This window comes from Pseudonocardia sp. ZF1 (assembly GCF_056835605.1).
The window spans coordinates 4,250,275-4,273,679 of record NZ_JAJNBY010000001.1; the positions used below are offsets into that span (position 1 = coordinate 4,250,275).

The window sequence follows — 23,405 nt, forward strand, 5'->3', positions numbered from 1 at the left end:
GAAGGGTACGGGCTCCGACACTGAGCCTTTGCCAACCTGATCATCCGTTGGCGATCATGAGGGTCTGAACTGCGGCGACGAGCTCGGCGGCCCGGGCCGGGCAGGATCTGATCTTGCGCAGAACCTTCCAGTTCTTCAGCTCGGCGTTGACCCGCTCACCCGGCCCGCGTCGGCGGGCGTGTGCGGCGTTGACCTCCCTCTGGTTGCGCGACAGGCGCCGGTAGCGCCCGGTGTCCGGGTCGATGCGCCGACGCCGCTGCGGCACGGCCACCATCGGACCGGCGCCTTGGTAGGCGGTGTCGGCGACCGCGGGGATCTCATGCGCGGTCAGCGCCTCGATGATCCCGTGGTCGCGGGCGGCTCCCATGTCGTGCCGCGCGCCAGGCAGCGGCGGGGAGATCCACACCAGCCTGCCGACCGGGTCGGCGATGACCTGCACGTTCAGCCCGTGGGCCTTGTGCTTGCCGCTGTAGTAGGGGCGGTCTCGGCCGGACGCCATGCCGACCCGGTCGATCCGCAGCAGGCTGCCGTCGACGATCACGAACGCCTTGCGTGAGGCGACCTCGATCGCCTGCTCCAGCGTCGGGGCCATCGCCGCGAGCAGGGCGAGCGCTTCGCGCACGTAGCGGTAGACCGTTGACGTGCCGATCTCGAACCCGCAGGCCAGGTCGGCATAGGTCTCGCCCTTGCGCAGATAGGCCACCACCAGCAGGGCCTGGCGGCCGGCGGAGAGCTTGCGCCAGCGTGTAGCCCGCTGGTTGCGGTGCGCGCGCAGCGCGTCGGCGAGCAGGCCGAGCGCGCGGCTGGACACGGTCATCCCGGACGGGTAAGACAACACTCTGAAGCTCCTGGTCAGGCGGATTGATCTAGGCAATCGCCCGTCTACCAGGAGCTTCACCCTTTCGAGGTCACGCCACGCCGCACGCCAGCTGACCTGCTCGTCCATCAGGTTGGCAAAGGCTCACTGGTCTCAGAGCAGCCGCGCGCTGGACGGGGACCGGCCGGAGGCCGCACGCCCCGGCCGGCGGGAAGCGGCGCGGCGGCGGAGCCGCCGCCTTGATACCGAATGGAGACTCTAGACACGGCGCGCTCCGGCGGCGTCCGCTGAAAGGGTTTCCGCTGGTCAGAGCTCGATGACGGTCGTACCGTCGTGGGCTCGGGAGCATGGCCCCGCGGTGAAGGCGTCGAGGACACGGATGGCGTAGGCCGGCATCATCCGTTGCTGGATCTCATCGACGGTGAGCCACTCGACACGCTGAGATTCTTCTGTCGGGGTTGCCTCTCCGGAGACCGGGCGAGACCGGTAGACGAGCGCGACTACGCCGATCTTCATGTTCTTGTAGACCCCGCTGAGGGACTCCACGGCGACGGTCACGCCGGTCTCCTCGGCGATCTCGCGCTGGACGCCGTGCTCGAAGGTCTCGTCCTGTTCCAGGACTCCCCCTGGGGCTTCCCAGCGTCCGTTGTCGCGGCGCTGAACGACGAGGATTCGTCCGTCTTCCCGGACGGCGACTCCTGCGACTGCCACGGAGTGGCGCGGTGTGGTCGTCATCGGCGATCAGGGGTCCAGGTGACGATGGTCTTGTCGTCGTGGGGCTTGGCTCGCGGAAGGGCCTCGCCGCGGGGGTCGCTCTCGGCTTCCCAGTGGTGCAGACGGTCCAGGAGCGCCCGGAGCTCAGGAGCCTCCCTTGTCGCCACGTCTGCCCACTGCATACCGAGGTGGTCGACGGCACGCTGGGCGCCGTCTGTGGCGATGACGGCCCAGGAGACGGCGGCACGCGGGAGTCGTTCCGTCTGGGCATGAAGTCCGGCGGTGGGGTCGGCTTCAGCGATCCAGTAGCCGTGTTCGCGATTGCGGGCGTCGACCTCGTCGCGCTGGATCGTGGTCATGAGGTCGCGGTGGCGGTCGTCGTAGCCGTGGCCGTGGCGCAAGCGGTCGCGATAGACCTGGCGGGCAGAGGGGGCGACCGAGGAGAGGCGGTCGTCGCACAGTCGCATCTCTCCCCCATCGACCAGTCCGAGAACGACGGTGCTGTCGCCGAGCACAGCCGCCTCGACCGTCCTGCTCGACCAACGCAAGAGCGCGACTGTCGACGACGGGGCAACACCCGGTGCGAGTGCGAGCGCGTCCGCGGCGGCGCCGATGGCCTCGGAGATGAGGATGGGTAGCTCGGTGTCGCTGTCGAGACGTCTGGCGAGGTCGTCGAGCAGGGTGTCGACGTACAGCTCGGCTGGAGGAACTTCGGGGGCGCTGGCAGTGGCTCCGTCGAGCACGACAACCCCGTGGGGTGTCGCCGTCCAGCGGTCCTGCCCGGGATACCGGCCGCCCGGTAGCAGCGCACCGTGGACGGTCATTACGGCCAGCGCCGCGGGGAAGTGAGGACCTTGAGCGCGGTGGGCGTCAGTCCGTCGAACTCGCCGCTCACCACCATGCTGAACGAGCCGTCGCCGAACTCGGCCCACAGGTCGGCGACGTGCTCTGTCAGGTAGTGGGCGGCGCCGATCGATCCGAGCGCGTGCACACCGGCGATGTGCACGACGACCGCGCCGGAGGGCATGGCGTGGCGGGCGAGGTAGGCGACGTCGGCCCGGCGAGGCTCCTCGTCGTCCAGCGGAGACAGGAACCGCTCTCCGGTCTCGCGGTCGACGATCCCCCAGCGGGCCCCATCCCCGAGGGACATCGTGAGCAGCGGGTCGCGCTGCATGAGCATGTTGCCCACGTGCGCGGACGCTGGCCCGCAGACGACAACCGCGTCGTGGGCTGGTTCCCACTCCTGCTGCGGGTCGATGATCCGACGCTCGACAGTGAATGCCAGTCGTTCGGTCTCGTCGGTCAGGTGCACACCGGTGGCGTCGTCCTCGGTGGCGATGACGACGTCTTCGCGGTCGAGCAGGCGCCGGCCGGGTAGCGCGATGTCGAGCGGACCGACCCCGAAGAACGCTCGGTGCGCGGGCGGGGCGGTGCTGCGGATCTGGGTGATGCGGCCCTTGGTCAGGCCGAACGCGCGGGCCACCTCGGTGTAGCTACCACCGAGTTGGTCCCGTGCTTCCTCGATCGCGGCGCGACGGACGCGCGCGAGTTCCACCGATCGCTGCTGGTAGGTAGCCAGCAGGTCGGTCGCACGCCGCCCACGTCGGACCGGATCCGGCTCCGAACGCAGCGCGTGAAACTCCTCGTCAACGTCAACCACATCGGCCAGTTTAGGCCCCTTGACAAGGGATCCGCTCGGCGCCATGCTGGTTTAGCCCCCTGAACGGCCCAAACGAGCAAGGCAAGGGTTTAGGGGCATCAACTACGAGAGGTGGAGCGATGAGGGATCTTCCGGTGGTGCTCGACGGCTTCAAGCTCACGGTGGTGGAGCCGCCCGCACCCAAGACCCGCCAGGATGCCAACGGCGCCGAGGTGCCGGTGACCGATCGGGACGGGGTGACGCAGTTCGTGGTGTCGCTGTTCGCGAAGCTCCAGGTCCAGGCCGGGCAGCGCGCGCCGAAGGGCGAGGAGATCAAGGTGACCCTGACGACCGACCCCGGTGAGGGGTTCGGAGAGGACGCCCGGGTCCAGTTGATCGACCCGAAGATCAACCCGTACTCGATCGAGTCCGCCGATGGTCGGACGGTGTCGGGGATCGCGTTCAAGGCGATGGGCCTCAAGCACGCCCACCCCGCTCCTGCGCCGATGCGGCGGGGCAAGGACGACGAGAACCACTCCTGACCGACCTCTGAGTCGTCGGTGTCGCCCGCGGTGATGCGCGGGCCGGCCGCCTGATGTAGCGGCCCAACTATTCGCCGGAATGGTGTTCCGGCAATTCCCAGTGAATCCGGGACGGGGACACCTGTGTCCTCTGCCAAGGGGTGATCTGCGGTGGTATGTGGCGAATGCAGCGGTAGCAGGGCGTGCGATGTGTGCGACGGCTACGGCGACTCGACCTCCGGTGTCGAGTGCGGGGCGTGTGGTGGTTCCGGGGTCTGCCCGGGCTGCTTCGGAGACGGCGAGACCAGCAGCCCGGCGGCGCTGGCGGAGATGGAGATGACGCGATGAGCACGACCACGAACACCCGCCCGCGGATGACGACTGGTGTGGGTCGCCTCGTGCGGCGACTGGAGATCGAGCGACGCCGCTGGGCCCGCACCGAGCACCCCGTCATCGCGACCGAGCAGGCGTGGCGGGCCGGGGTCGCCGAGGGGCTGCGCCTGGCCCAGCTCACGATCCGCAAGGGGGTCTGAGGCGATGGCGATCAACCTCGGGGCCCGGGACCGGGTGAAGACGCTGCCGAAGGTCAACCGGCGCGCGCTGCGCAAGTACGGCGAGTTCTGGCGGGCATTGCAGCTGGTCGGGGACGCCCTCGCCGAGGCCGACAAGGTCGCGGCCAAGGCCACCGACTCGAAGACCAAGCGCTCAGGGAAGGGGATGTCAGCGAAGGCCGGCGCTCAGGGGGAGCACTGGTCGACCGCGTCGCCGGAGGAGATCCGGGCCTCGGCGAAGACCGCGCACGCCTCGCTGCGGGTCATGGCCTCGGCGGCGAAGAAGTGGGAAGCCGAACTGGTCTCCCGCGAATGGAGGAAGTGACTCCATGTCGAAGGCTGTGGACCGCACCGTCGAGGAACTCGACGCCGCGATGCGCGAACTCCGGCGCTCGCTGCACGGGATTCCGTATCGGACCGGTGGGTTCAAGAACACCCACGACAACCTCGCCCGCGACGTCGCCCACCTGACCGTGCATCTGGACTCGGCGCGTGGGGCTTTGCGCGAACAGAAATAACCCACCTCGGGTGGTGGGGTCGCCCGCTGCACTGATTCTTGGCGGAAACACACAGCGGGCGCCCCTGCTACCCGACACAAACTCTCGTGAGGACTGGTAGCAGTGAACAAGCGTAGTAGCTGTGCAACTCGTATGAACGGCCCGGCCCGCACTCATGTGGGTCGTGCGTCTCGGCCTCCGGGGCGAGAGTTCCAGGCGTTGGCCTGGACCGCCCGGCACCCCGGGTTTGAGGTTCCCCCGGTTCTCCGGAGTCTTTGAAGACTGGTCCCATCGAGGGGACTGGGAAGGAAGGCTCTGTTGCCAGCACCGAGGAAGTACCCCGATGAGCTGCGGGAACGGGCAGTTCGGCTGTATCGGGAGTCCGACCCGCGGCCGTCGTTCAAGCGGCTGGCCGGTCAGCTGAACGTGCACCCCGAGGCCCTGCGGAACTGGGTCCGCCAGGCCGAGGCCGATGCCGGCGAGCGCGAGGATCGCCCGAGCACCGACATGGTGGCCGAGAACCGCAGGCTGGCGGCCGAGAACGCCGAGCTGCGGCGAGTCAACGAGGTCCTGCGCGCGGCGAGTGCGTATTTCGCCAGCGAGATCGGCCCGACCCGGAGGTGGTCATGAGCTTCATCGACACCCATGACTTCCCGGCCGGTCTCGTACTGCGGGTCCTGGGCATCCCCGCCTCGACCTACTACGACTGGCGGGCCCGCCGCGCGGCGCCGAGCCGGCGCGAGCTCGACGACGCCGCGCTGCTCGAACAGATCTGCAAGGTGCGCAACGTCAGTGAGTTCGCCACGACCTACGGCTCGCCGCGGGTGTGGCTGGAGCTGCGCCGCCAGGGCGTGCGCGTCGGGCGCAAGCGCGTGGAGCGGATCATGCGCGAGCACGGTCTGCAGGGCGCGCACCTGCGCCGTGGCTGGAAGCACGGCTCGACCCGCCAGGACCCGAACCACACCGCCGCGCCGGACCGGGTCGAGCGCGACTTCCACGCCGAGGCGCCGAACCGGCTCTGGGTGGCCGACCTGACGCGGCTGGTCACCGGCGAGGGCGTGCTGTGGCTGGCCAGCGTGCGCGATGCGTTCGCCAACCGGGTCGTCGGCTGGGCCACCCACGCGCGGGCGACGACCGCGCTGGTGCTCACCGCCCTGGATCATGCGCTGGCTTCCCGGGCGGTGCGCTCCGGGCAGTTGATCTTCCACAGCGACAAGGGCGCCCAGTACACGGCGCTGCGGTTCACCCAGCGCCTGGTCGATGCCGGTGTCGCCCCCTCGACAGGGTCCACAGGCGACAGCTACGACAACGCCCTGGCGGAGAACCTGTGGTCCACGCTCAAGATTGAGCTCGTGTACTGGCCGGGCACGACGTTCGCCACCCGCGCCGAGGCCGAGCACGCCCTGCTGCGCTACATCGACGGCTGGTACAACCCCCGCCGGATCCAGGCCGGCCTCGGCGGGCTCTCGCCCGACGAGTACGAGGACGCCTACCATCGCGCCCAGCGCGACAATCACAGGTAACCCGGACTCCGGGAAACCGGGGGAAGCTCAGGTTCGTCGCCGTCCCCCTGGCAGTCCTGGGCCTGGCACTGATGCTCGGCCCGATCGTCACCGCGGTCATGCTCGCTGTTCTGGCGGGCTCCGTAGCGGTCTGGGGCCGCGCCCACCCGGCCACCTTCGATCGGTTCGCTGCACCCGCTCTACGGGCCACGTGGCGGCGTTGGACGGTCTACCGCGGCCGTCGCTGGGCGCAGCTCATGTCCGACTGCGGCCTAACCAGGGAGCACCGGCACACCGGCGACCAGCTCGTCCCCCGCGTCCTGCGGGTCCGGTCGGCGTCGGCGTCGATCGACACCGTCTACGTCCGCATGGTCCGCGGCCAGGACGTCGCCTACTGGCAGGAACGCTCCTCCGTCCTCTGGGAAGCCCTGATCGCGCACCGGGTCGCGATCACCCGCCACCGACCCGGCGTCGTCGCGATCGTCATCGAGTGGGAGTTGCCCTTCACCCGCACCATCCCGGCACCGGACATCCCCGAGACCACCGAGGACGTCGACCTCGGCGCGGTCGAGATCGGGGACAACGAGCGCGGCGAACCCTTCACCGCCCCCGTCATCGGTGGACACCGCCTCGTGGCCGGCGCTTCCGGGGCGGGCAAGGGCTCCGTGCTCTGGTCGACCCTGCGCGGCGTGGGGCCGTGCATCCGCGACGGCATCGTCCGGGTGTGGATGGTGGATCTCAAGGGCGGTGTGGAGACCGAGCAGGGCGCGCCGCTGTTCCACCGCTACGCCACCTCCATGCCCGCCGCGCTGGAGCTGCTGACCGAGTTCCGGGATGCGATGCGCGACCGGCAGGACGACATGCGCGACCAGAACATCCGCGCCTGCACCCCGAGTGTGGGAACGCCGGTGGAGCTGCTGGTGATCGACGAGATGGCCATGCTCACCGCCTACGGCGACCGCACGTCGGTCCGGGATGCCCTGCGGCTGCTGGCCGAGGTGATGACCCAGGGGCGGGCGTTTCTGTTCGCGGTCCACGGCTACCTGCAGGAGCCCTCCAAGGACGTCGTGGACGTCCGGGAGCTGTTCACCCAGCGGATCTGCCTCGGCGTCACCGCGGCCTCCCACGTCGACATGGTCCTGGGCGAAGGGGCTCGGGAGCGGGGTGCGCTGGCCGATGAGATCCCCGGCGACGCGCGTCATGCAGGGATCGGCTTCGTGATCGACAAGGGCTCGCGCCTGCCGGTCCGGTTCCGCGCGGCGTTCGTCTCCGACGACGACATCACCGAGCTGGTCCAGCGCTGCACGCCCCCGCCGGATGCGGACGTGATCGACCTCGACACCGAGCGGGGGGCCGCCTGATGGGCACCACCACCGCATGGGTGCTCCGCACCTGGGCCAAGTTCACGCTGCTGTTCGCGCTGATCGTCGGCGGGACCTGGCTGTACCTGGGATCAGCGTCGGGTTGGTTCTGGGTTGTGACGGCTGGTGCGATCGTGGCGGAGTGGTACGTGGTCCGCCAGCTCGCCCGGGAGTGGTCGTGGGAGGCCCGCGCTACCTGGTGGTGGTCGGCATGACCGGCACGGTGCAGGGTGCGTTGTTCGGGGACCCCGTGACCGTCGAGACCAGCGACCACGGCCCCGCCGCCACGCAGGACCCGCGCGAGGTCTCCCGCGTCGTCGGCCTGGCCCAGGACCCGGGGCTGTTTGTCGTCGAGCGGACCGGCGTGGTGCTGCGGGCGGACTCGGCCCGGCCTGGATGCGCCGACTTGCTGGCCCGGCATGACGGGGACACCGTAACTCAGCTCCTCGACACCGGACACCTGCGCCTCGGCGGAGGCCACCACGTCCGCTACGCCGGTTCCGAGGGCCCGACGCGCTCGGTGCTCGTGCCAAAGGCGACCCGGGACATGGTGTCGCGCTGGGACCACCTCCGACCCATCCCGGCACCGACGCCGGCGCCGGAAACCACGAAGGCCCCGCAGCGCTCCACGGGCGTGATCAACGTGGACGTGGTCGAGCCCGGCAAGGCCCTGGTCTGCCTCGGCACCACCGGCCAGGGCGGGACCGTGCTGCGCGATAGCGGCCGTCACCGGGTCGAGAACGACCACGGCGCACTCGTCGGCCACGCATCCAGCTACCGGGCCGCTGCCCGGCTCCTCGCCCGCTACCACGGCTACGCCCCGGGGCCAGTCGAGATCGAGCACGAGCACCGCCTCTACCGCCGCTGACCCCGGCAATCGGCCCGGCCCCGCCGCGTGAGACCAGCTCGCGGCGGGGCCGGCGCCACCCCACATCCACCGCCACGAACCATCCCCGGGAGGGATGCCGTGATGACGGCTGCCACGACCACCCCACACGACCACGACTTGTCCCACCTGCTGCGCTCGGAGAACTTCCAGACCTGGCGCCGGGAGGTCACCGCCATCGGGGGCTGCGCCGCACCGATCCACCTGACGGGCTCGTCCCGGATCTACGACCGCTCCACCGGGGCCGTTCTGGCCGAACGGGAAGGCGAGATCCTCGCCCCGTGCGGCAACCGCCGCGCGAGCGTGTGCCCCGCGTGCTCGGACCGCTACGCCTCCGACGCCTACCACCTCCTGCGCTCCGGAATGGCCGGCGGCAAGGGCGTCCCCGACACCGCCGCCACCCACCCGCGGCTGTTCGTCACGCTCACCGCGCCCTCGTTCGGACCGGTCCACACCCGCCGGGTCACCGCCCGCGGCCTCGTCATCCCCTGCCGCTGCGGCGACAAGCACCACCGCGACGACCCCCGCATCGGCTGCGCACTCGATCCTGAGTCGCACGACTACGTGGGTGCGGTGCTGTGGCAGGCGCATTCCGGGGTCTTGTGGAACCGGTTCGCCATCCGGCTCCGCCGCCTGCTCGCCCAGGTCCTCGGCGTCCGGGTCCGCGACTTCCGGGATCACGCGCGGCTGTCCTACGCCAAGGTCGCCGAGTACCAGCGCCGCGGACTGGTCCACTTCCACGCCGTCGTCCGCCTCGACGGCCCCGACGGCCCGTGGACCACGCTACCGGCCGGGATCACCGCCGACGCACTGCACGCGGCCATACGGGACGCCGCCCACGACGTGTCGCTGACAGTGAACCGGCCCGACGGCTCCCCGCAGGTGCTCGCATGGGGCACCCAGGTCGACACCCGACCCATCACCAGCACCACCGCGGCCTCGCTGGAGAACGACGACGGCGAGATCACCGACTCAGCGCTGGCCGCCTACGTCGCCAAGTACGCCACCAAGGGCACCGGCAAGTCCGAGGCCACCGACCGACCGATCCGCGATATCACCCACCTCGACCACCTCGACATCACCCCGCACCACCGGCGCCTGATCGAGACAGCGTGGGAGCTCGGCGGACGCGAGGAGTACGAGGGGCTGAACCTGCGCCGGTGGGCGCACATGCTCGGGTTCCGCGGCCACTTCCTCACCAAGTCCCGGGCGTACTCGACGACCTTCGGTGCGATCCGCGGCGACCGACGGACCTACCGCCTTGGGGAGACCCTCGCCGCTCTCGACACCCCCACCGACACGGGGGCGGTGCTGGTGGTCAACGACTGGGCCGTCGTCCACATCGGACACCGCAACGACGCCGAACGAGAGATCGCACTCGGCATCGCCGAACGCCGACGCGAACAGTGCACGACGCGATCCCGGAAGGAGACGTCATGACCGCGCACTACCTGACCGTCCCCGAGGCAGCGGCCTACCTGAACACATCGGTGCGCTTCGTCCGGCGGCTGATCGCCGAGCGTCGCATCGCCTTCCACCACATGGGCAGGCACGTCCGCCTCCGTGTCACCGACCTGGAGGCCTTCGTCCAAGCCGGACGGGTCGAGCCGGTGGACGTCTCCGCCGTCCGTCGACAGCTTCGGAAGGTGAGCTGATGGCACGCGGCAACCGCCCCGGACACCGCCGATTCGGCCTGATCAGAAAGCTGCCGTCCGGGCGCTACCAGGCCTCCTACCTCGGCCCCGACGGTCGACGACGAACCGCACCCGACACGTTCGCCCGCAAACGCGAGGCCGAGCAGTGGCTCTCGACGGTCGAGACCGAGCTGCTGCGTGACGACTGGACCGACCCGGCTCTGGGCAAGATCCCGCTGCGTGACTTCGCTGAGCAGTGGATCGCCGAGCACAAGATCAGCCGTAGGACCCGCGAGGAGTACGCCAGTCTCTGGGCGCTGCACCTGGCCCCGTACCTCGGCGACTACCCGCTCGGCCAGATCAGCACCGACCGCGTCCGATCCTGGCGTTCCGCTCTCCTGAACAACGGACGGTCAGAGGACCGGACCGCCAAGGCCTACCGGCTCCTGCGCGCCATCCTCAACACCGCCGTCGACGACGGACTGATCAAGCGCAACCCGTGCCGGATCAAGGGCGCGGGCCAGCACCGGACCCCGGAGCGACCGACAGCGACGGTCGCACAGGTCAACCGGCTCGCCGGGCTGGTGCCTCCGCGCTTCCGGGTGCTCGTTCTCGCGGCCGCGTTCACCGGACTGCGCTGGGGTGAGCTGGTGGCGCTGCGGCGCTGCGACATCGATCTCGACGGCGCAGCGATCCACGTCTACCGGCGCCTGGCCGAGCACAAGAACGGAGAGATCGAAGCGGGGCCCACCAAGTCCGTGGCCGGGGCCCGCACAGTCGCCCTGCCCGACGTGCTGGTGACCGAGCTGCGCGAGCACATCGCCGAGTACGCCGAGGAAAGCACGGAGGGCCTGGTCTTCACCGGCGACCGCGACGGCCCGCTACGCCGGAGCAACTTCCACCGCGCCACCGCCTGGACCCGCACGGTCGTCGCGGCCGGCCTGCCGACTGGCTTCCACTTCCACGACCTGCGCCACACCGGCAACCACCTCGCGGCCACGGCCGGGGCCAGCACCCGCGAACTGATGCACCGCATGGGCCACGGCTCGATGCGGGCCGCCCTCATCTACCAGCACGCCACCAGCGAGCGGGACCGCGCCATCGCGCGACGCCTCAACGACCTGGTCCAGTACGACGAGCACGACGACGGCTAGTTGCACGCTAGTTGCACGACAACGACGACGGCGCCCCTCCCAAGATCGGGAGTGGGCGCCGTTTTCGCTGGTAGACCTAGCTGAGCGGGCGACGGGAATCGAACCCGCGTAGCCAGTTTGGAAGACTGGGGCTCTACCATTGAGCTACGCCCGCATGCCCCGATCTCGTCGATCAGGACCCCCGCAGCGTATCCCACTCCGCCCCTGTGAACACCCCCGCCCCCGGGTGCGTACACACCGGGGACAGGGACGTTCAGGAGGTTCGCAGACACCGATGAAGGCGCCCCACCGCAGGTTGCGCTCCGTCGACGCGCGCCCCGCCGAACCCGGGCTCGACTCCGAGCCGGGGCTCCGCGCCGCGTACACCGCGCACGGAGCCGAGCTCTACCGCTATGCCCTGCGCCAGCTGGGCGACGAGGGTGCAGCCCAGGAGTCCGTGCAGGAGGTCTTCCTGCGCGCCTGGCGTCGTGCCGACTCGTACGACCCGTCGGTCGCCAGTCTGCGGGTGTGGCTGTTCGCCATCGCCCGCAACGTGGTCATCGACGAGATCCGTAGGGTCGCGGCGCGGCCCTGGCGCCGCGGGCTCACCGACGAGCCCGAGACCGGGAACGACTACATCGGCCCTGCCGACGACGCCCTCGTCGACGGTTGGCTGGTCGAGGAGGCGTTGCGGCGGCTCCGTCCGGAGCACCGGCAGGCGATCGTCGAGGCATACCTGCGGGGGCGTCCACACGCCGAGATCGCCGCGGAGGCGGGGGTGCCCGTCGGGACGATCCGCAGCCGGGTCTTCTACGGGCTGAAGGCGTTGCGACTGGCGATGGACGAGATGGGGGTGGAACCGTGACTCCGGACGAGCACCGGGCGATGCGGGAGTCGTTGGGTGACCACGCGATGGGCTGGCTGGAGGGCGACGAGCTGGCGACCCTCGAGGCCCATCTGCAGGGCTGTCCGGCGTGCCGCGAGGAGCTGGCCGAGGTCTCGAGTGTGCTGCCCGCGCTGGGCCGGGTCGCCCCCGACCGGCTCGACCACACTCCCGCTCCCCCACCGGATCTGGGCGACCGGATCGTGGCGGCGGCGCGGGCCGAGCGCGCGGCATCGGCCGCGGCCCGGGCACGGAACCGGTGGGCCCCGGTCGCGGCGGCGGCCGCGGCGGCGCTGCTCGTCGGCGGCGTCGCCGGGTACCTGGTCGGCGACCACGACGGGATCCCCCGCGAGCCGGTCGCGGTCCAGGCGATGGATCCCGCGGTGCAGGCCACGGCGGTCGCGATCCCGCACACCTGGGGCGTGGAGATCGTGCTGGACGGCGACGGGTTCCGCTCCGGTGCGACCTACCGCGTCGTCGTCGAGGCCGAGGACGGGCGTGAGGTGAGCGCGGGCGAGTTCATCGGCACGGGCACCGCCCCGATGGTGTGCAACCTCAACTCCTCGGTGCTGCGGGCCGACGCGGAGGAGTTCCGGGTCGTCGACGGCGCCGGGTCCACGGTGCTGCGCGGCAGCCTGGCTACCTGACGCGGCGGGCGGCGTTGGCGACCAGCCCGAGCAGGAACAGGGTGCTGACCAGCGCCGTCCCGCCCGCCGACACCAGCGGCAGCTGCTGACCCGTCACCGGGAGCAGACCGACGACGTAGCCGACGTTCATCACGGCCTGCACGACCACCCAGGTCGCGGTCGCCGCCGTCACCAGCCGCAGGAAGGTGTCCCGGGTGCGGGCGGCGACGCGCAGCCCGACCCAGGCGAGCAGCAGGTACAGCGCCAGCACGGCGAGCCCGCCGACCAGCCCGAGCTCCTCACCGATGACGGCGAAGATGAAGTCGTTCGCGGCGTTGGGCAGGTAGTCCCACTTCGCGCGCCCCTGGCCGAGGCCGGTGCCGAACAGGCCGCCGTCGGCGAGGGACAGCAGCGCCTGGCGGGACTGGTAGCCGGCGCCGAGCTCGTCGCCGGCGCCCAGGAAGGTGCTGATCCGGTCGCGGCGGTAGTCCGCGGTGAGCCCCAGGACGGCGACGCCGAGCAGCGCCCCGCCGGACAGGCCCGCGAGCAACACCAGCGGCGCACCGGCGAAGAACAGCAGCGACAGCACGATGACGCCGAGCGCCACCGTCGTGCTGAGCGCGGGTTGCAGCATGAGCAGTGCCCCGGCCAGCAGGGCGACCGGCACCAGGGGGAGGACGGCGTAGCGGCCGTGGCGCACGGCGCGCCCGCGCAACGCGAGCACGTGCGCGCCCCACAGCAGGAGCACGACCTTCGCCGCCTCGCCCGGCTGCACGGTGAACCCGGCGACCGAGATCCACCGGCGGGCACCGCCGCGGACCTCGCCGATGCCGGGGACCAGCACCAGCACCAGCGCGGTGAGACAGGCGAACAGCAGCCACGGTGTCCACCGTCGCAACCGGGCCGGTGACACCCACATCCCGAGTGCGAACGCGCCGATCCCGAGCAGCAGGAAGATCAGGTGGCGGACGAAGACGGTGAGCACCATCCCGTCGGCGACGGTCCGCCCGCCCGCCGACGCCGACAGCACCATCACCACACCGACGGCCAGCAGGGCCCCCGTCGCGCCGAGCACGAGGTGCAGCGGCGGTACGGAACGCAGCCGGGCGAGCCGCGACGCCGGACGGCGCCGCGGCGTCCCGCCCGCTGCACGCGCGTCGCGCTGTCTCGGCACCGTCACCCGATCAGTGTCGCGCCGGACCGGGCACAACGGGCGGAACCGGACCGCACGGCGCGTCGGGCAACGGTCAGAGCATGCGGGCGTGCACGACGAAGTTGTCGACGTAGCTGCGCTCGCCGCGGTCGAAGTCGCCCGCGCAGGTCACCAGGCGCAGCAGGTCCGGGGACGCCGCGCCGAACACCTCGAAGGTCGGGAACGCGTCCTTCGGAACCTGCTGGGTCCGCTCGATCGCGTAGCGCAGGGTCGTGCCGTCGCTGCGACCGACCTCGACGACGTCACCCGGTCCGAGGTCGCGCAGGTCGAAGAAGACCGCGGGCCCGCTGCGCGAGTCGACGTGTCCCATCAGGACAGTCGGTCCGGGATTGCCGCCGCGGTCGAACCAGCCGACACGGTCGAAGTCCTGCGGGACCTCGGCGGTGTTGTCCGCGGCGACGCCGAGACGCACCAGACCCGGCTCGTCGACCCCGATGGCCGGGATCCGCACCGAGGTCGGCACCGCGGCCTCCCCCGGCTCGGCGACGACCGGCTCCTGCGTGACCGGGCCTGCCGGGCGCTCGGGCGCGGCGGGTGCGGCCGGCGCGGCGCAGCCTGCGAGGAGGAGGAGCAACGCGACGACGCCCGGGAGCAGCAGGGCTCCCGGGCGCCGGTCACGCGCGGTCTCAGCTCTGCGCACGACCCCGGCGGACCATCACGACGCCCGCACCGGCGGCCGCGGCGACGCCGGCGGCGCCGATCGCGTAGAGAGCGGTGGAGTCGGACGCGCCACCGGCGCCGGTCTCGACGCCACCCATCGGGACCTCCTGCAGCTGCCCACGGACGGTGCCCGCGGCGAACTCGGCGGTGTGCGTGTCGCCGGTGAACCCGGCCGGGTTCGCCTCGATCTGCTTGAGCGAGAAGCCGGTGCCGGTGTCCTGGCCGTTGTCACCCTCGAGCCCGGTGGTGAAGGGGCCCTGCATGCAGCCGGACGAGGTGCGGACGTCGCCGTCACCCTGGGGGTTCGGGAAGGAGATCCGCGGCGGGCCGGGCTGGCCGGCGGCCGCCTCGTGGATGTGCGTCGCGGTCGCGGCCGGGCTCTGGTACTCGCCGGTCACGCCACGCAGCGTGATGTCGTAGCAGATGACCTCGTCGTCGGAGTTGATCCGGAAGTTGAACTCTCCGGTGGCACCCGGCTGGCCGGGGACCGACGCGCCGTCGTTGTTGATGATGGTGTCCGGGGTGGCCATCACGGTGTACATGCTGGTGAACGAGTCCGGCTCGGGCACGTCCGCCTGCTGGGCGAAGGCGACGCCCGCGGTCGCGGCGAAGCCGAGGGCGGTCGCGGCGGTGACGGCGGCGAGACGGGGCAGGGTGCGACGCATCGGGGTGGGTCCTTTCCGAGAGTTTCACGAGGTTCGTCGTTCTTGCCCGTCTCTACGGACCTCGCAGTGGCCGCGTTCACGTCTCACCCGATCGTGGGTGCTCGATCACCTCAGGCATGGAGCGCTGCGCCCCGGGGTATAAAGCGTAGTTAGACTGCGGTCGACGGGGTGTGGCGCAGCTTGGTAGCGCACTCGCTTTGGGAGCGGTTTACGTGCTTCTGCCTACTACCCAAGATCGTCTTCTACGTCATACATGCTGGTCAGAGCCCACATTGACCAGGTGACCGTAGCACGCCGCAGAGCCTCAACAGCTCGTTAGGGCATTCGCTTCTACATGCTGTGCCGTCCACGACGTGATCTACCAGGCCGCATGGACCATGAGCCGTGTACGGGCCTCTGAGGCTTGCGCCTGCCCACGAGGTACCCGAGACACCAGGCCATCACGATGAGCGCGCTACAGGCCAATACAGACGTCCACACTCCCGTGACCTTACGGGACAACTGAGCCAACTGAGCCATCCCGGCCAGCTCGGCATACTGAGCCATCTGAGCTATCTACGCTGCACACGTGCCCGAAGACCTGCTGTCGACCACTGAGGCTGCCAAGGCCATAGGTGTCAGTAGGCGCACGCTCGCCCGGTGGGCAGCCGACGGAACGGTGAAGCCTGACCTTGTGACCGCAGGCAATCATTATCGCTTCAATGTCGAATCTCTACGAAGACAACTCAAAGATCTACAGCAGAAATAGAAAAAGAGCCACGCCCAAGTAATTAAACCTGAGCGTGGCTCTTCTGTTGTTCGAGAACAACTATATTATAGCACTAAACGTTACCCATCCATCTAACATTCAGATAGTTCTTACCGGCTACGTTAGATGCGTTAACTACCTTAGAGTTTGTAGCACTCTGTGCGAATCTTAGTCTAATGTAGTCGCCCGGTGTGCAATAGATCGTACCGGCGATAGCCATATTAAGACCACCGCCATATGCACCACCAGCGGGAATGTTGTTAATAACTTCAAACCCGCCATTCTTCCAAATCTCGATAGCACGGAAGTTTCCTACTGTCGGATCAGGATCACTAAACGCAAGACTTCCCAAGACTAAGTACACGCCGGCCGTGTTAATCGTTATTCTTGACGGCGCTCCTGTAAGGTCAGACATGTTATCGCTGTCCTGTAGAACAGTGTCAAAGTTAATGTAAGCCGACTGACCCATAGTCTGTGAAGCTGTCGCTGTAACTGTTAACCAGCATCTAGGTGGATTGTTAGCAAAGTCTGCTAGCGCACCCATCTGGTTTAGCTTTTGCGCGGTTGGAATCTCACCGGCGCTAAAAGTTGGCAATGAAGGTACTGTTGCCACTTCATATCAAATCCTTTCGTTTAATAAGCAAGACGATTAGCTCCGTCCAAAGCTCCATACTGAGAGTCTTCTAGAACCCACACTCTTTGATTAGCTGCCGGGCTGATATTGACACTTGTCTCCCATTGAAGAACGTCACCATCTCTAAAGATAGAGTGGTTCACCGATTCAACGTAGGCATCAATACTTCCTCCGTCAGCTCCATTCTCAAATACCAAGCTTCCGCTCAGTTTGTCTGAGATACGAACTGCTTGACAGAACTCCGCTGTTGCATCATTAGCCGTAGCCATGAATGTCAGCTCTGAGTAACGCGGGAAAGGTCTATTGCTTGTCGCTACGATCCACTCCCCTACTGCCTGAGCGTCAGCTAAGTTATAAAGATCAGTCGACTTATTCGCGCTGTGCCTTCCCCATCTCTTTACTGATGCTCTATCTATGATGTTAATCTTCTCTACTGATGATTCTACTGTCATTTCGTTGATAACCTTTGCATCATCGATTACCGCGGAAAAACCAGGCTCAGGCTGCAATGCCAACTCTCCGCCAATCTGCCATGTCTTAGCAGTGTTGCTTAGGCGCTTATCCTTCGACTCAAAGACAAGTGAGCCATTGCGACCATCGAATAGCAATCCGTTACCCGACGCAGCTGTTTCTCTTAGAACACTTTGAGCAGCTGTGTTAGATGACCAATCAAAGCCACTAACATTCAAACCGCCCGGTGCTGCATAACCATCTTGGTCTTGACAGTACTTCCTAACACCAGGCTGGTCAGTAATATTCAAGACAGTATTCAAAGCTCCTACTTCTTTAGAGCCGTAAATACGTCCCGTTCCTACGTTGTAATGAGTCTTAATCTCTTGCTCGGAAAGCACATGATCATACATAGCAAAATGCGCCATGTTTCCAGAGAACATGCTGTAGAAAAACTTGTCACCTATGTACGTTCCGATCAGCGTCTCATCAAAGTAGGGAACCTGTGGACCGCTGATAAAGTCCGGCATCTTGTTTCCATTAAGCCAGATCTCTACAATACCGGGCGTAGCAGTAATGACAAGATGATTAGGTAGACCATGAGTAACATACTCATCACAAGTAGCAACGAACTTTCCACCGCTAAATACAATCGTTCCTGTGTTAGTAATTCGCGCGGTGAATCCGTCAGCAAACAAGTTGTTTGACGTATCTCTCTGATTGAACAGAATCTCCGCACTTGTCGGTGGCAGTAGACGACTGAACCAAACCTCAGTAGTCCAGCCTAAAGACTTAGGCCATGTTTCCCAATAGTAGGGATGGCTTATGTCAATACCACGGGTCTTTACGGCTTTAGAAGCTGTACTCTCTGAGTACCACTTGTAGCTACCGCCCTCATCACTTCCGGCTAGAGAGACATCACTATCAGGCTTAATTCCCCATGTATCACTTGGAATACCGTAGCCCTTGAACTTCGGCTTAACGTCAAGCCTTCCTGCCAGCTCGGTAATTGAACCATCTGACGGGTTATCGTTCATTGGTAGATAGACCAGCGGGTTAGAAGCCATGACTGATTGTTCGTATGGACGTGCTAGCTCCACTCGGCTAAGAGCACCAAGCGGACCATAGCAATTCAATCTAACTTCGTAGTTTCTCTTACCGCTAATGGCCTGGCCGGCCCCTTTATCTTCTCTCTTTTCTACCCATCCAGTAAAGACCGGATTCTCTTGGATACCGGGCGTTGCCTGATATCCGTCAGGTCCAATGTATTCATCAGTGAACTTGTATCCGAATGTATGATATCCGGCCGGTAGATTGATAGACAAAACAGGAGCTACCGCACGCCACGGAACATCAGGACCAAGCGCTTCTACTGTGATTGATCCTGTCTCAGGAAGAGTAACGACTGTCTTGTAGTCATAGGCAGGAGAAGCCAAGAAGCTTCCATCTGGACCCGGATACTCACCTGTCGTAGAAGTCCACACGATAGCGGCAGTAGTTCCGGCCGGTACGTTCTGACCGATACTTGTAATCGTCGCCTTATAGCGTGTTCTTATCTTTCCACTGTGATAGCACTTGTCCATGATGTACTTACTTCTAGTCTTATCCCATCCGTAGTTGATCCACACTTCCTGACCTTCTGTTACAGCCTCAGTTGTGTAGACCTGCGTTCTACTTCTGTTAGGAGTATCGAACGATGATGAAGTCAGCTCCGCTCTTACCTTACGGAATCTGAAAGACTTGATCTGTAGGTTCTGCACACCGCTAGATGTACCTGTAAGTCTCACACCTATAGAAGCCGCTGAGGTTCCTGTAGGCACTTGAACAACGAAGCGGTATGTCTGCCACTGAGTAGTCAATGCAAGAGAAGGAGCGAGCGTATAAGCCGTTCCAAGAGCGCTCACATTAAACTTGCTCAGCAAAGCCACTGTTCCTGTAGATGTTGAAGTCTTACGTGCTTGTATCAGAACCTCGTAATAGCGTCCCGACTGAACAGGAGCGTTGTACTGATCAGTGAAGTAACTAAACAGAAGGTCAGCCGTAGATGACCCGTTTGCCTTAGTCAGCTGATAATACTTGTCAAATGAACTATCAGTACCGGGTTCGTAGTCCACAATAATCTTGCTTGTGCTGTACCCGAACTTCACCAAATCAGGAGTAGTCATACTGAAAGGATTGAACCAACCAAGAACGTCATCCTGCGGTTCAGGCTGGTCTACAGTGACTTGAACATTATCTATGGACAAGCTGTAACCAGCGGCACCCATACGGAATGTAAGCGCACCAGAACTAAGCTGTGCAGGTGGTCTCACGTCAAATGAGTAGTAAGTCCATCCCTGGTTAGCAGTCATAGTCAATGAACCGATACCAGGCTGAGCGCCACCTTCCGAATCAAAGAACAACGATACTGACGGCGCAGTACTGTTGTTATTGCGCATCCAAAAGCTAACTCTCAGCTCAGCATTGTATGACGTAGCTATCTTATAGAACGGAATGTTGCGGTACTGAAAGCTGGTAGACAGTCTGACGTCACGGGCATTAGCTGTGTTGGTATTGCTTGTGATTGTTAGACACTTAGTACCGGCCAATGGCGCGGAAGTGCTGATAGCAAATGCTACGTTTCCATTGTTGGATATGTAGTTACCTTCCTGGCCGGCCGTTATCTCTTCAAAGTTGAACCAGCTAGGTTGCAATACCCAACCATATGCACCGGCGAAATCTGTACCTCCACCTGTAACAAGCTTTGGATAGTCTCGCTCCATCTTGTACTGATTGCCACGAAGACCAGTCTTCACCGGTGTTCCTGCTTGTGGAGAGCGTCTAGATAGATCGTCAAGCGCGAACGGCTTCACCATCGTTCCGTTAGCAGCTTCGTAAGCCGCATCGTACTTATGAATCTGGAACTGATTCCATCTGAACTGTCTGTATCCCTTAGCTGTAGAAGCATATGGATACACGGAGTTTATAGACGATTCATTACCGATAGAAGCGAACGCAGCTCTTGCAGGAGCCTTAGCCTTACCGAATCTTCGGATAGCCGCTGTCTGTCTGTTCATCCACTGCTGATTGATAACTGTTCTACCGATGAACGCACCGGATTCGTCATACCAGTAAGCAATGAGTATGTCTAAGAACTGAGGCTCTGTGACAGTTATGTCTACCTCTTGGTAGTAATAGCTAAAGACATAGTCGCTGTACTCCTTTACCGGCGCGAACAGTGAAGAACCTACGTAGCGTGGACCAGGTCCAAGACGCCACGGTGTCACTCGATAGTTGGCAGTATCCGGAAGACGGAAGTTAATCATCCCTCTTCCCTGTACCAGCTCGACTGATGTGCCGGTGTAATGCATAGCCTGGTCAGTAGTAATCAGATAGTCCTGATTGGCTCTTGTTAAGCCGTTCAAGTAGTTATCTGTCTGCTGTTCATATACTGAGTCAAAGTTAGTAGCGAACATCTGATTGCCACGTTCAACGTCAAGCTGAATGTCACAGTCAGAAGCACCGAACTCATCACGCTCATAATCTCTACCGTTCTGAGTATCAATGGACACTACGTTTGCTAGTGATCCTTCATAAGCAGGGAACTGCATTATCTTGTCTGATCTATCTAGATCGATGAATAGTCGTGATTCGTCAATCATAATTCCTCCTATACCGGCGCCAATCTGCCGTTGTTTCTGTTCTTACGGTAAATATTCTGCTCGATAGAAGTAGTCAGCTCCTTCTCAGTCACAACACTTCCCTGCACTGTCACATAGACATTGCCGTTGTTGCCGCTAAGACCTGCTGTTCTACTTCCTCTTCCGTTCATATAGCTAGAAGCGTTAGCTGCTGCCATTAGAGGGTCAAGCATGTTCAGTGCAGCACTACTTACTACACCGGAGTTACCTTCAATACCTTGCGCTAGACCGGCTGGAATCCACTTACCAATACCTCTGAATAGCTTAGAAGGTGAGGCGATGCCCAGGAACTTCAATACCGGGCCGGGTACGAAACTGCGAATAAAGCCAAGGATGCTGTTCTTTAGGAACCCACCCATTGACTTAATACCGTTCCACAAACCTTGGATTACGGCTTTACCGGCACTAACTAGAAGATTACCGAGATTACCTATTCCAGAACGGATTTGTCCTGGCAAAGCTCGTACTAATGCAAGCACAGTTTGTATTCCGGCTTGCACTGTTGCCTTTATTCTTGTCCAAGCTGAACTAAAGAAGCTAACTACAGCATTCCAACCAGAACGGATAGCATTGCCGATAGCAGAAGTTACAGAACTTACTGTTGACTTAATCCAATTCCAAGTAGCTGCCGCTGCTGCCTTTATTCCATTCCAACAAGCAAGTAGGAAAGCCTTGATCTTATCCCAATTAGCAATGATCAAAACTACGATAGCTATAATCGCCGCTGCGATAAGAGCAATAGGATTAGCCGCTAACCAAGCTGCTGCAATAATAGCTGCATTAACTACTGCCGCTGCTGCCATTGCTATCCAACGTCCAATAGCTAGAGCAGCCTGACCTACCATTACCGCGCCGCTTGCTACGGCTCCTGCTGCCATAGAGGCCCAAGAAGCCAAAGTTGGTCCTACTGCTGCCGCTATAGAAGCGACCATAGGAGCTACAGCCATTCCGACCATAGCCAATGAACCAGCTATTGAAATAGCCTGTGGACCAAATGCACTAAGAGCGGTACCGAAAGTACCTATGATGCCCGGTGCTTGGGTTATATCCATAAGGAAGCCCTGCATACCGCGCTTCATTGCTTCTATCTTTGCTTCTGGTGCCTGAGCTAGAGAAGCGTTCATCGCGTCAGTAGCACCTTTAACGTTTCCTAGGCCAGAAGCCATAGGATCAAAGGCAGCAAGAGCAGTACGGGCAGTGTCTTCCCACTGAGTACCGAATAGCTCTACACCAATGCGGTTCTGCTCTACCGGGTCTTTCACGCCTTGAAGCGCTTGTACTACCTGAGACATAGCCTGCTGAGCACCAGGCCCACCAGCGGCAATTTTTGTCATCATCTGCTCGGCATTGAAGCCAAGAGATTGATAAGCATCAATGGTTGTCTTAGAGCCATCGATAGCTCTAATACCGAACTCCTTCATAGCGTCTGCCCACTTGTCAGTGTTCATAACGCCAAGCTCGATACCCTTGCTCATCATTCCGAAAGCAGCGGCACCATCTACACCAAGTGAAGATAGATAGGGTGTGTATTCACCGATGGTCTCTAGCATGTCGCCAGAAGCCACACCAGCCTTCTGCATTCCGGCTGTAATCATGTCCATAGCGGAAGTCATGTCAGGAGCCATGCCAGACTTGACTAGCTTTCCTGCCGCTGCAATAGATTCGTTTAGATCAGTGCCGAAAGCTTGGCTTAGACCAAGAGCACCTTCTGATACTTTGCGCAGCTCGGCTTGGCTGACGTTTCCGAAGCCGCCCATTTGCTGACTAACGTTAGCTAGAGCAGTAGTTACGTCTTCCATATTGGCGCCGAAACCGCTTTGATAAAGGTCACCTGCTAGCTGGCCGGCCCTTCCGGCTTCCTCTGTTGTAAGACCTAGCTGTGCCTTTAGTTTGGCTGTTCCGTTGCCTATATCCATAGCGCCAGATAGCGCGTTGCTTAGTGCAGCTCCAATTCCAGCACCGGCGATCATCGAACCAATGCCTGAGAAGGTTCCCTTTAGCTTGTTACCGAAACCAGCAAGACCCTTCTCTGACTTACCTACTGATCCATCAAGATCATTGAAGGCACCCTTTGCCTTATTCGCATCACCAGCGATTGTTACCCTAAGTGTTCTATCGTTTGCCACCCATGTTCAACTCCTTAATAGACTCCCTTTTTTAGTAGCTCATCCATCTTGGCTGACAATGAGCGCATCTCATACATTTTCAATGACTTCACGTCGTCGAGACCAATGCCGTAGAACCACATAAGCTCTGCCATTAGTTTCAGACGTTTTTCGCGTCGTCTTCTTTTGGGTCAGGGGTGTTCTCCATGACCAATTCGCTTACCTTCGTGTCACGCGCATCATCTAGCGTGAAGTCCGGGTTGTCTTTACGACCAAGAATCCATACAAGTGCCACCAAGTCTGTTGCTCGGTACTTGACGTGCATCTCTGGTCTTCCTCTTTCGTCTAGCACCTTCTTGCCGTCTACCATTACGGGTACGGGAGTGAAGGCTTCTTCCATTGTCTTTCCTGTGTGAGTCTCAAAGTCCTCTAGGTCTCTGAATGTCAACTCATCCTGATTTAGCACTAGCTTCATGTGTCTAGCTC

Annotated in this window: 25 protein-coding genes and 1 tRNA gene; 15 read left to right on the forward strand and 11 right to left on the reverse strand. The window is 63.3% G+C overall.

Annotated elements, in window-relative coordinates:
- Positions 1-40: 40 nt before the first annotated feature.
- From ZF1_RS20480 to ZF1_RS20495, 4 genes are all read right to left on the reverse strand, one after another.
- Positions 41-838 carry an IS5/IS1182 family transposase gene (locus ZF1_RS20480; RefSeq protein ID WP_073574106.1) on the reverse strand — a complete coding sequence of 266 codons (798 nt, stop codon included), beginning with the start codon at positions 836-838 and terminating at the stop codon, positions 41-43.
- Between the two features lie 285 nt (positions 839-1,123).
- Entirely contained in the window at positions 1,124-1,528 is a 405-nt protein-coding gene (locus ZF1_RS20485) for an NUDIX hydrolase (protein ID WP_482638082.1), read from the reverse strand.
- Positions 1,529-1,548: 20 nt separating this feature from the next.
- Positions 1,549-2,355, reverse strand: coding sequence for a hypothetical protein (locus ZF1_RS20490; protein WP_482638083.1), 807 nt, complete (start codon positions 2,353-2,355; stop codon positions 1,549-1,551).
- Complete coding sequence (locus ZF1_RS20495) at positions 2,355-3,236, reverse strand: hypothetical protein (protein WP_482638084.1); 882 nt, start codon at positions 3,234-3,236, stop codon at positions 2,355-2,357. The genes ZF1_RS20490 and ZF1_RS20495 overlap by 1 nt, the downstream gene beginning before the upstream one ends.
- Before the next feature lie 74 nt (positions 3,237-3,310).
- On the opposite strand from ZF1_RS20495, the gene ZF1_RS20500 reads away from it, so the two are divergent.
- From ZF1_RS20500 to ZF1_RS20555, 12 genes are all read left to right on the forward strand, one after another.
- Complete coding sequence (locus ZF1_RS20500; RefSeq protein ID WP_210026497.1) at positions 3,311-3,712, forward strand: hypothetical protein; 402 nt, start codon at positions 3,311-3,313, stop codon at positions 3,710-3,712.
- A 323-nt stretch (positions 3,713-4,035) separates the two neighbouring features.
- The gene (locus tag ZF1_RS20505; protein WP_482638085.1) at positions 4,036-4,224 is read left to right on the forward strand and encodes a hypothetical protein; all 189 of its coding nucleotides are present in this window, start codon (positions 4,036-4,038) and stop codon (positions 4,222-4,224) included.
- 4 nt (positions 4,225-4,228) lie between these two features.
- Positions 4,229-4,567 carry a hypothetical protein gene (locus tag ZF1_RS20510; protein ID WP_482638086.1) on the forward strand — a complete coding sequence of 113 codons (339 nt, stop codon included), beginning with the start codon at positions 4,229-4,231 and terminating at the stop codon, positions 4,565-4,567.
- A gap of 4 nt (positions 4,568-4,571) precedes the next feature.
- Positions 4,572-4,760: a hypothetical protein gene (locus tag ZF1_RS20515; RefSeq protein WP_161152823.1), complete on the forward strand. Its 189-nt coding sequence runs from the start codon at positions 4,572-4,574 to the stop codon at positions 4,758-4,760.
- A 297-nt stretch (positions 4,761-5,057) separates the two neighbouring features.
- Entirely contained in the window at positions 5,058-5,369 is a 312-nt protein-coding gene (locus ZF1_RS20520; protein WP_482637802.1) for a transposase, read from the forward strand.
- The gene (locus ZF1_RS20525; RefSeq protein WP_482637801.1) at positions 5,366-6,262 is read left to right on the forward strand and encodes an IS3 family transposase; all 897 of its coding nucleotides are present in this window, start codon (positions 5,366-5,368) and stop codon (positions 6,260-6,262) included. Before ZF1_RS20520 ends, ZF1_RS20525 begins: the two co-directional genes overlap by 4 nt.
- A gap of 71 nt (positions 6,263-6,333) precedes the next feature.
- Entirely contained in the window at positions 6,334-7,602 is a 1,269-nt protein-coding gene (locus ZF1_RS20530; RefSeq protein ID WP_482638087.1) for an FtsK/SpoIIIE domain-containing protein, read from the forward strand.
- Entirely contained in the window at positions 7,602-7,817 is a 216-nt protein-coding gene (locus ZF1_RS20535) for a hypothetical protein (RefSeq protein WP_482638088.1), read from the forward strand. The genes ZF1_RS20530 and ZF1_RS20535 overlap by 1 nt, the downstream gene beginning before the upstream one ends.
- Entirely contained in the window at positions 7,781-8,470 is a 690-nt protein-coding gene (locus ZF1_RS20540; RefSeq protein ID WP_482638089.1) for a hypothetical protein, read from the forward strand. Before ZF1_RS20535 ends, ZF1_RS20540 begins: the two co-directional genes overlap by 37 nt.
- Before the next feature lie 102 nt (positions 8,471-8,572).
- A complete protein-coding gene (locus tag ZF1_RS20545) occupies positions 8,573-9,928 on the forward strand; it encodes a replication initiator (protein ID WP_482638090.1) in 1,356 nt (451 codons plus the stop codon).
- Positions 9,925-10,143: a helix-turn-helix domain-containing protein gene (locus ZF1_RS20550; RefSeq protein WP_208824972.1), complete on the forward strand. Its 219-nt coding sequence runs from the start codon at positions 9,925-9,927 to the stop codon at positions 10,141-10,143. The genes ZF1_RS20545 and ZF1_RS20550 overlap by 4 nt, the downstream gene beginning before the upstream one ends.
- A complete protein-coding gene (locus ZF1_RS20555) occupies positions 10,143-11,276 on the forward strand; it encodes a tyrosine-type recombinase/integrase (RefSeq protein ID WP_482638091.1) in 1,134 nt (377 codons plus the stop codon). The genes ZF1_RS20550 and ZF1_RS20555 overlap by 1 nt, the downstream gene beginning before the upstream one ends.
- An 83-nt stretch (positions 11,277-11,359) precedes the next feature.
- Here the strand turns inward: ZF1_RS20555 and ZF1_RS20560 are convergent.
- Positions 11,360-11,430: transfer RNA gene (locus ZF1_RS20560), tRNA-Gly, on the reverse strand.
- A gap of 120 nt (positions 11,431-11,550) precedes the next feature.
- Between ZF1_RS20560 and ZF1_RS20565 the strand changes: the two genes are divergently transcribed.
- Positions 11,551-12,120 carry a sigma-70 family RNA polymerase sigma factor gene (locus tag ZF1_RS20565; protein WP_073575590.1) on the forward strand — a complete coding sequence of 190 codons (570 nt, stop codon included), beginning with the start codon at positions 11,551-11,553 and terminating at the stop codon, positions 12,118-12,120.
- Positions 12,117-12,785, forward strand: coding sequence for a zf-HC2 domain-containing protein (locus ZF1_RS20570; protein WP_482638092.1), 669 nt, complete (start codon positions 12,117-12,119; stop codon positions 12,783-12,785). The genes ZF1_RS20565 and ZF1_RS20570 overlap by 4 nt, the downstream gene beginning before the upstream one ends.
- Here ZF1_RS20570 and ZF1_RS20575 read toward each other — a convergent pair.
- From ZF1_RS20575 to ZF1_RS20585, 3 genes are all read right to left on the reverse strand, one after another.
- Entirely contained in the window at positions 12,778-13,944 is a 1,167-nt protein-coding gene (locus tag ZF1_RS20575; protein WP_405415767.1) for an FtsW/RodA/SpoVE family cell cycle protein, read from the reverse strand. The genes ZF1_RS20570 and ZF1_RS20575 overlap by 8 nt on opposite strands.
- A 67-nt stretch (positions 13,945-14,011) precedes the next feature.
- Positions 14,012-14,617, reverse strand: a complete 606-nt coding sequence (locus ZF1_RS20580) for a class F sortase (protein ID WP_100878484.1) — start codon at positions 14,615-14,617, stop codon at positions 14,012-14,014.
- Positions 14,604-15,302 (reverse strand): CHRD domain-containing protein, encoded by a 699-nt coding sequence (locus ZF1_RS20585; RefSeq protein ID WP_062396966.1) that lies wholly within the window; start codon positions 15,300-15,302, stop codon positions 14,604-14,606. The genes ZF1_RS20580 and ZF1_RS20585 overlap by 14 nt, the downstream gene beginning before the upstream one ends.
- A 568-nt stretch (positions 15,303-15,870) precedes the next feature.
- On the opposite strand from ZF1_RS20585, the gene ZF1_RS20590 reads away from it, so the two are divergent.
- On the forward strand, positions 15,871-16,050 hold the full coding sequence (locus ZF1_RS20590) for a helix-turn-helix domain-containing protein (protein ID WP_482638093.1): 180 nt from the start codon (positions 15,871-15,873) through the stop codon (positions 16,048-16,050).
- 633 nt (positions 16,051-16,683) lie between these two features.
- Here ZF1_RS20590 and ZF1_RS20595 read toward each other — a convergent pair.
- The 3 genes from ZF1_RS20595 to ZF1_RS20605 form a co-directional block, all read right to left on the reverse strand.
- On the reverse strand, positions 16,684-20,724 hold the full coding sequence (locus ZF1_RS20595; protein WP_482638094.1) for a LamG-like jellyroll fold domain-containing protein: 4,041 nt from the start codon (positions 20,722-20,724) through the stop codon (positions 16,684-16,686).
- A 59-nt stretch (positions 20,725-20,783) separates the two neighbouring features.
- The gene (locus tag ZF1_RS20600; RefSeq protein WP_482638095.1) at positions 20,784-22,940 is read right to left on the reverse strand and encodes a phage tail tape measure protein; all 2,157 of its coding nucleotides are present in this window, start codon (positions 22,938-22,940) and stop codon (positions 20,784-20,786) included.
- Positions 22,941-23,079: 139 nt separating this feature from the next.
- On the reverse strand, positions 23,080-23,394 hold the full coding sequence (locus ZF1_RS20605) for a hypothetical protein (protein ID WP_482638096.1): 315 nt from the start codon (positions 23,392-23,394) through the stop codon (positions 23,080-23,082).
- Positions 23,395-23,405 lie beyond the last annotated feature (11 nt).

Excerpts from the sequence above, each read along its gene's own strand:
- ZF1_RS20585 (WP_062396966.1), bottom strand. The coding sequence starts at position 15,302 with ATGCGTCGCACCCTGCCCCGTCTCGCCGCCGTCACCGCCGCGACCGCC.
- ZF1_RS20495 (WP_482638084.1), bottom strand. The coding sequence starts at position 3,236 with ATGGCGCCGAGCGGATCCCTTGTCAAGGGGCCTAAACTGGCCGATGTG.
- ZF1_RS20550 (WP_208824972.1), top strand. The coding sequence starts at position 9,925 with ATGACCGCGCACTACCTGACCGTCCCCGAGGCAGCGGCCTACCTGAAC.
- ZF1_RS20510 (WP_482638086.1), top strand. The coding sequence starts at position 4,229 with ATGGCGATCAACCTCGGGGCCCGGGACCGGGTGAAGACGCTGCCGAAG.
- ZF1_RS20515 (WP_161152823.1), top strand. The coding sequence starts at position 4,572 with ATGTCGAAGGCTGTGGACCGCACCGTCGAGGAACTCGACGCCGCGATG.
- ZF1_RS20525 (WP_482637801.1), top strand. The coding sequence starts at position 5,366 with ATGAGCTTCATCGACACCCATGACTTCCCGGCCGGTCTCGTACTGCGG.
- ZF1_RS20530 (WP_482638087.1), top strand. The coding sequence starts at position 6,334 with ATGCTCGGCCCGATCGTCACCGCGGTCATGCTCGCTGTTCTGGCGGGC.
- ZF1_RS20605 (WP_482638096.1), bottom strand. The coding sequence starts at position 23,394 with ATGAAGCTAGTGCTAAATCAGGATGAGTTGACATTCAGAGACCTAGAG.
- ZF1_RS20595 (WP_482638094.1), bottom strand. The coding sequence starts at position 20,724 with ATGCAGTTCCCTGCTTATGAAGGATCACTAGCAAACGTAGTGTCCATT.
- ZF1_RS20500 (WP_210026497.1), top strand. The coding sequence starts at position 3,311 with ATGAGGGATCTTCCGGTGGTGCTCGACGGCTTCAAGCTCACGGTGGTG.
- ZF1_RS20490 (WP_482638083.1), bottom strand. The coding sequence starts at position 2,355 with ATGACCGTCCACGGTGCGCTGCTACCGGGCGGCCGGTATCCCGGGCAG.
- ZF1_RS20545 (WP_482638090.1), top strand. The coding sequence starts at position 8,573 with ATGACGGCTGCCACGACCACCCCACACGACCACGACTTGTCCCACCTG.
- ZF1_RS20505 (WP_482638085.1), top strand. The coding sequence starts at position 4,036 with ATGAGCACGACCACGAACACCCGCCCGCGGATGACGACTGGTGTGGGT.
- ZF1_RS20565 (WP_073575590.1), top strand. The coding sequence starts at position 11,551 with ATGAAGGCGCCCCACCGCAGGTTGCGCTCCGTCGACGCGCGCCCCGCC.
- ZF1_RS20555 (WP_482638091.1), top strand. The coding sequence starts at position 10,143 with ATGGCACGCGGCAACCGCCCCGGACACCGCCGATTCGGCCTGATCAGA.
- ZF1_RS20535 (WP_482638088.1), top strand. The coding sequence starts at position 7,602 with ATGGGCACCACCACCGCATGGGTGCTCCGCACCTGGGCCAAGTTCACG.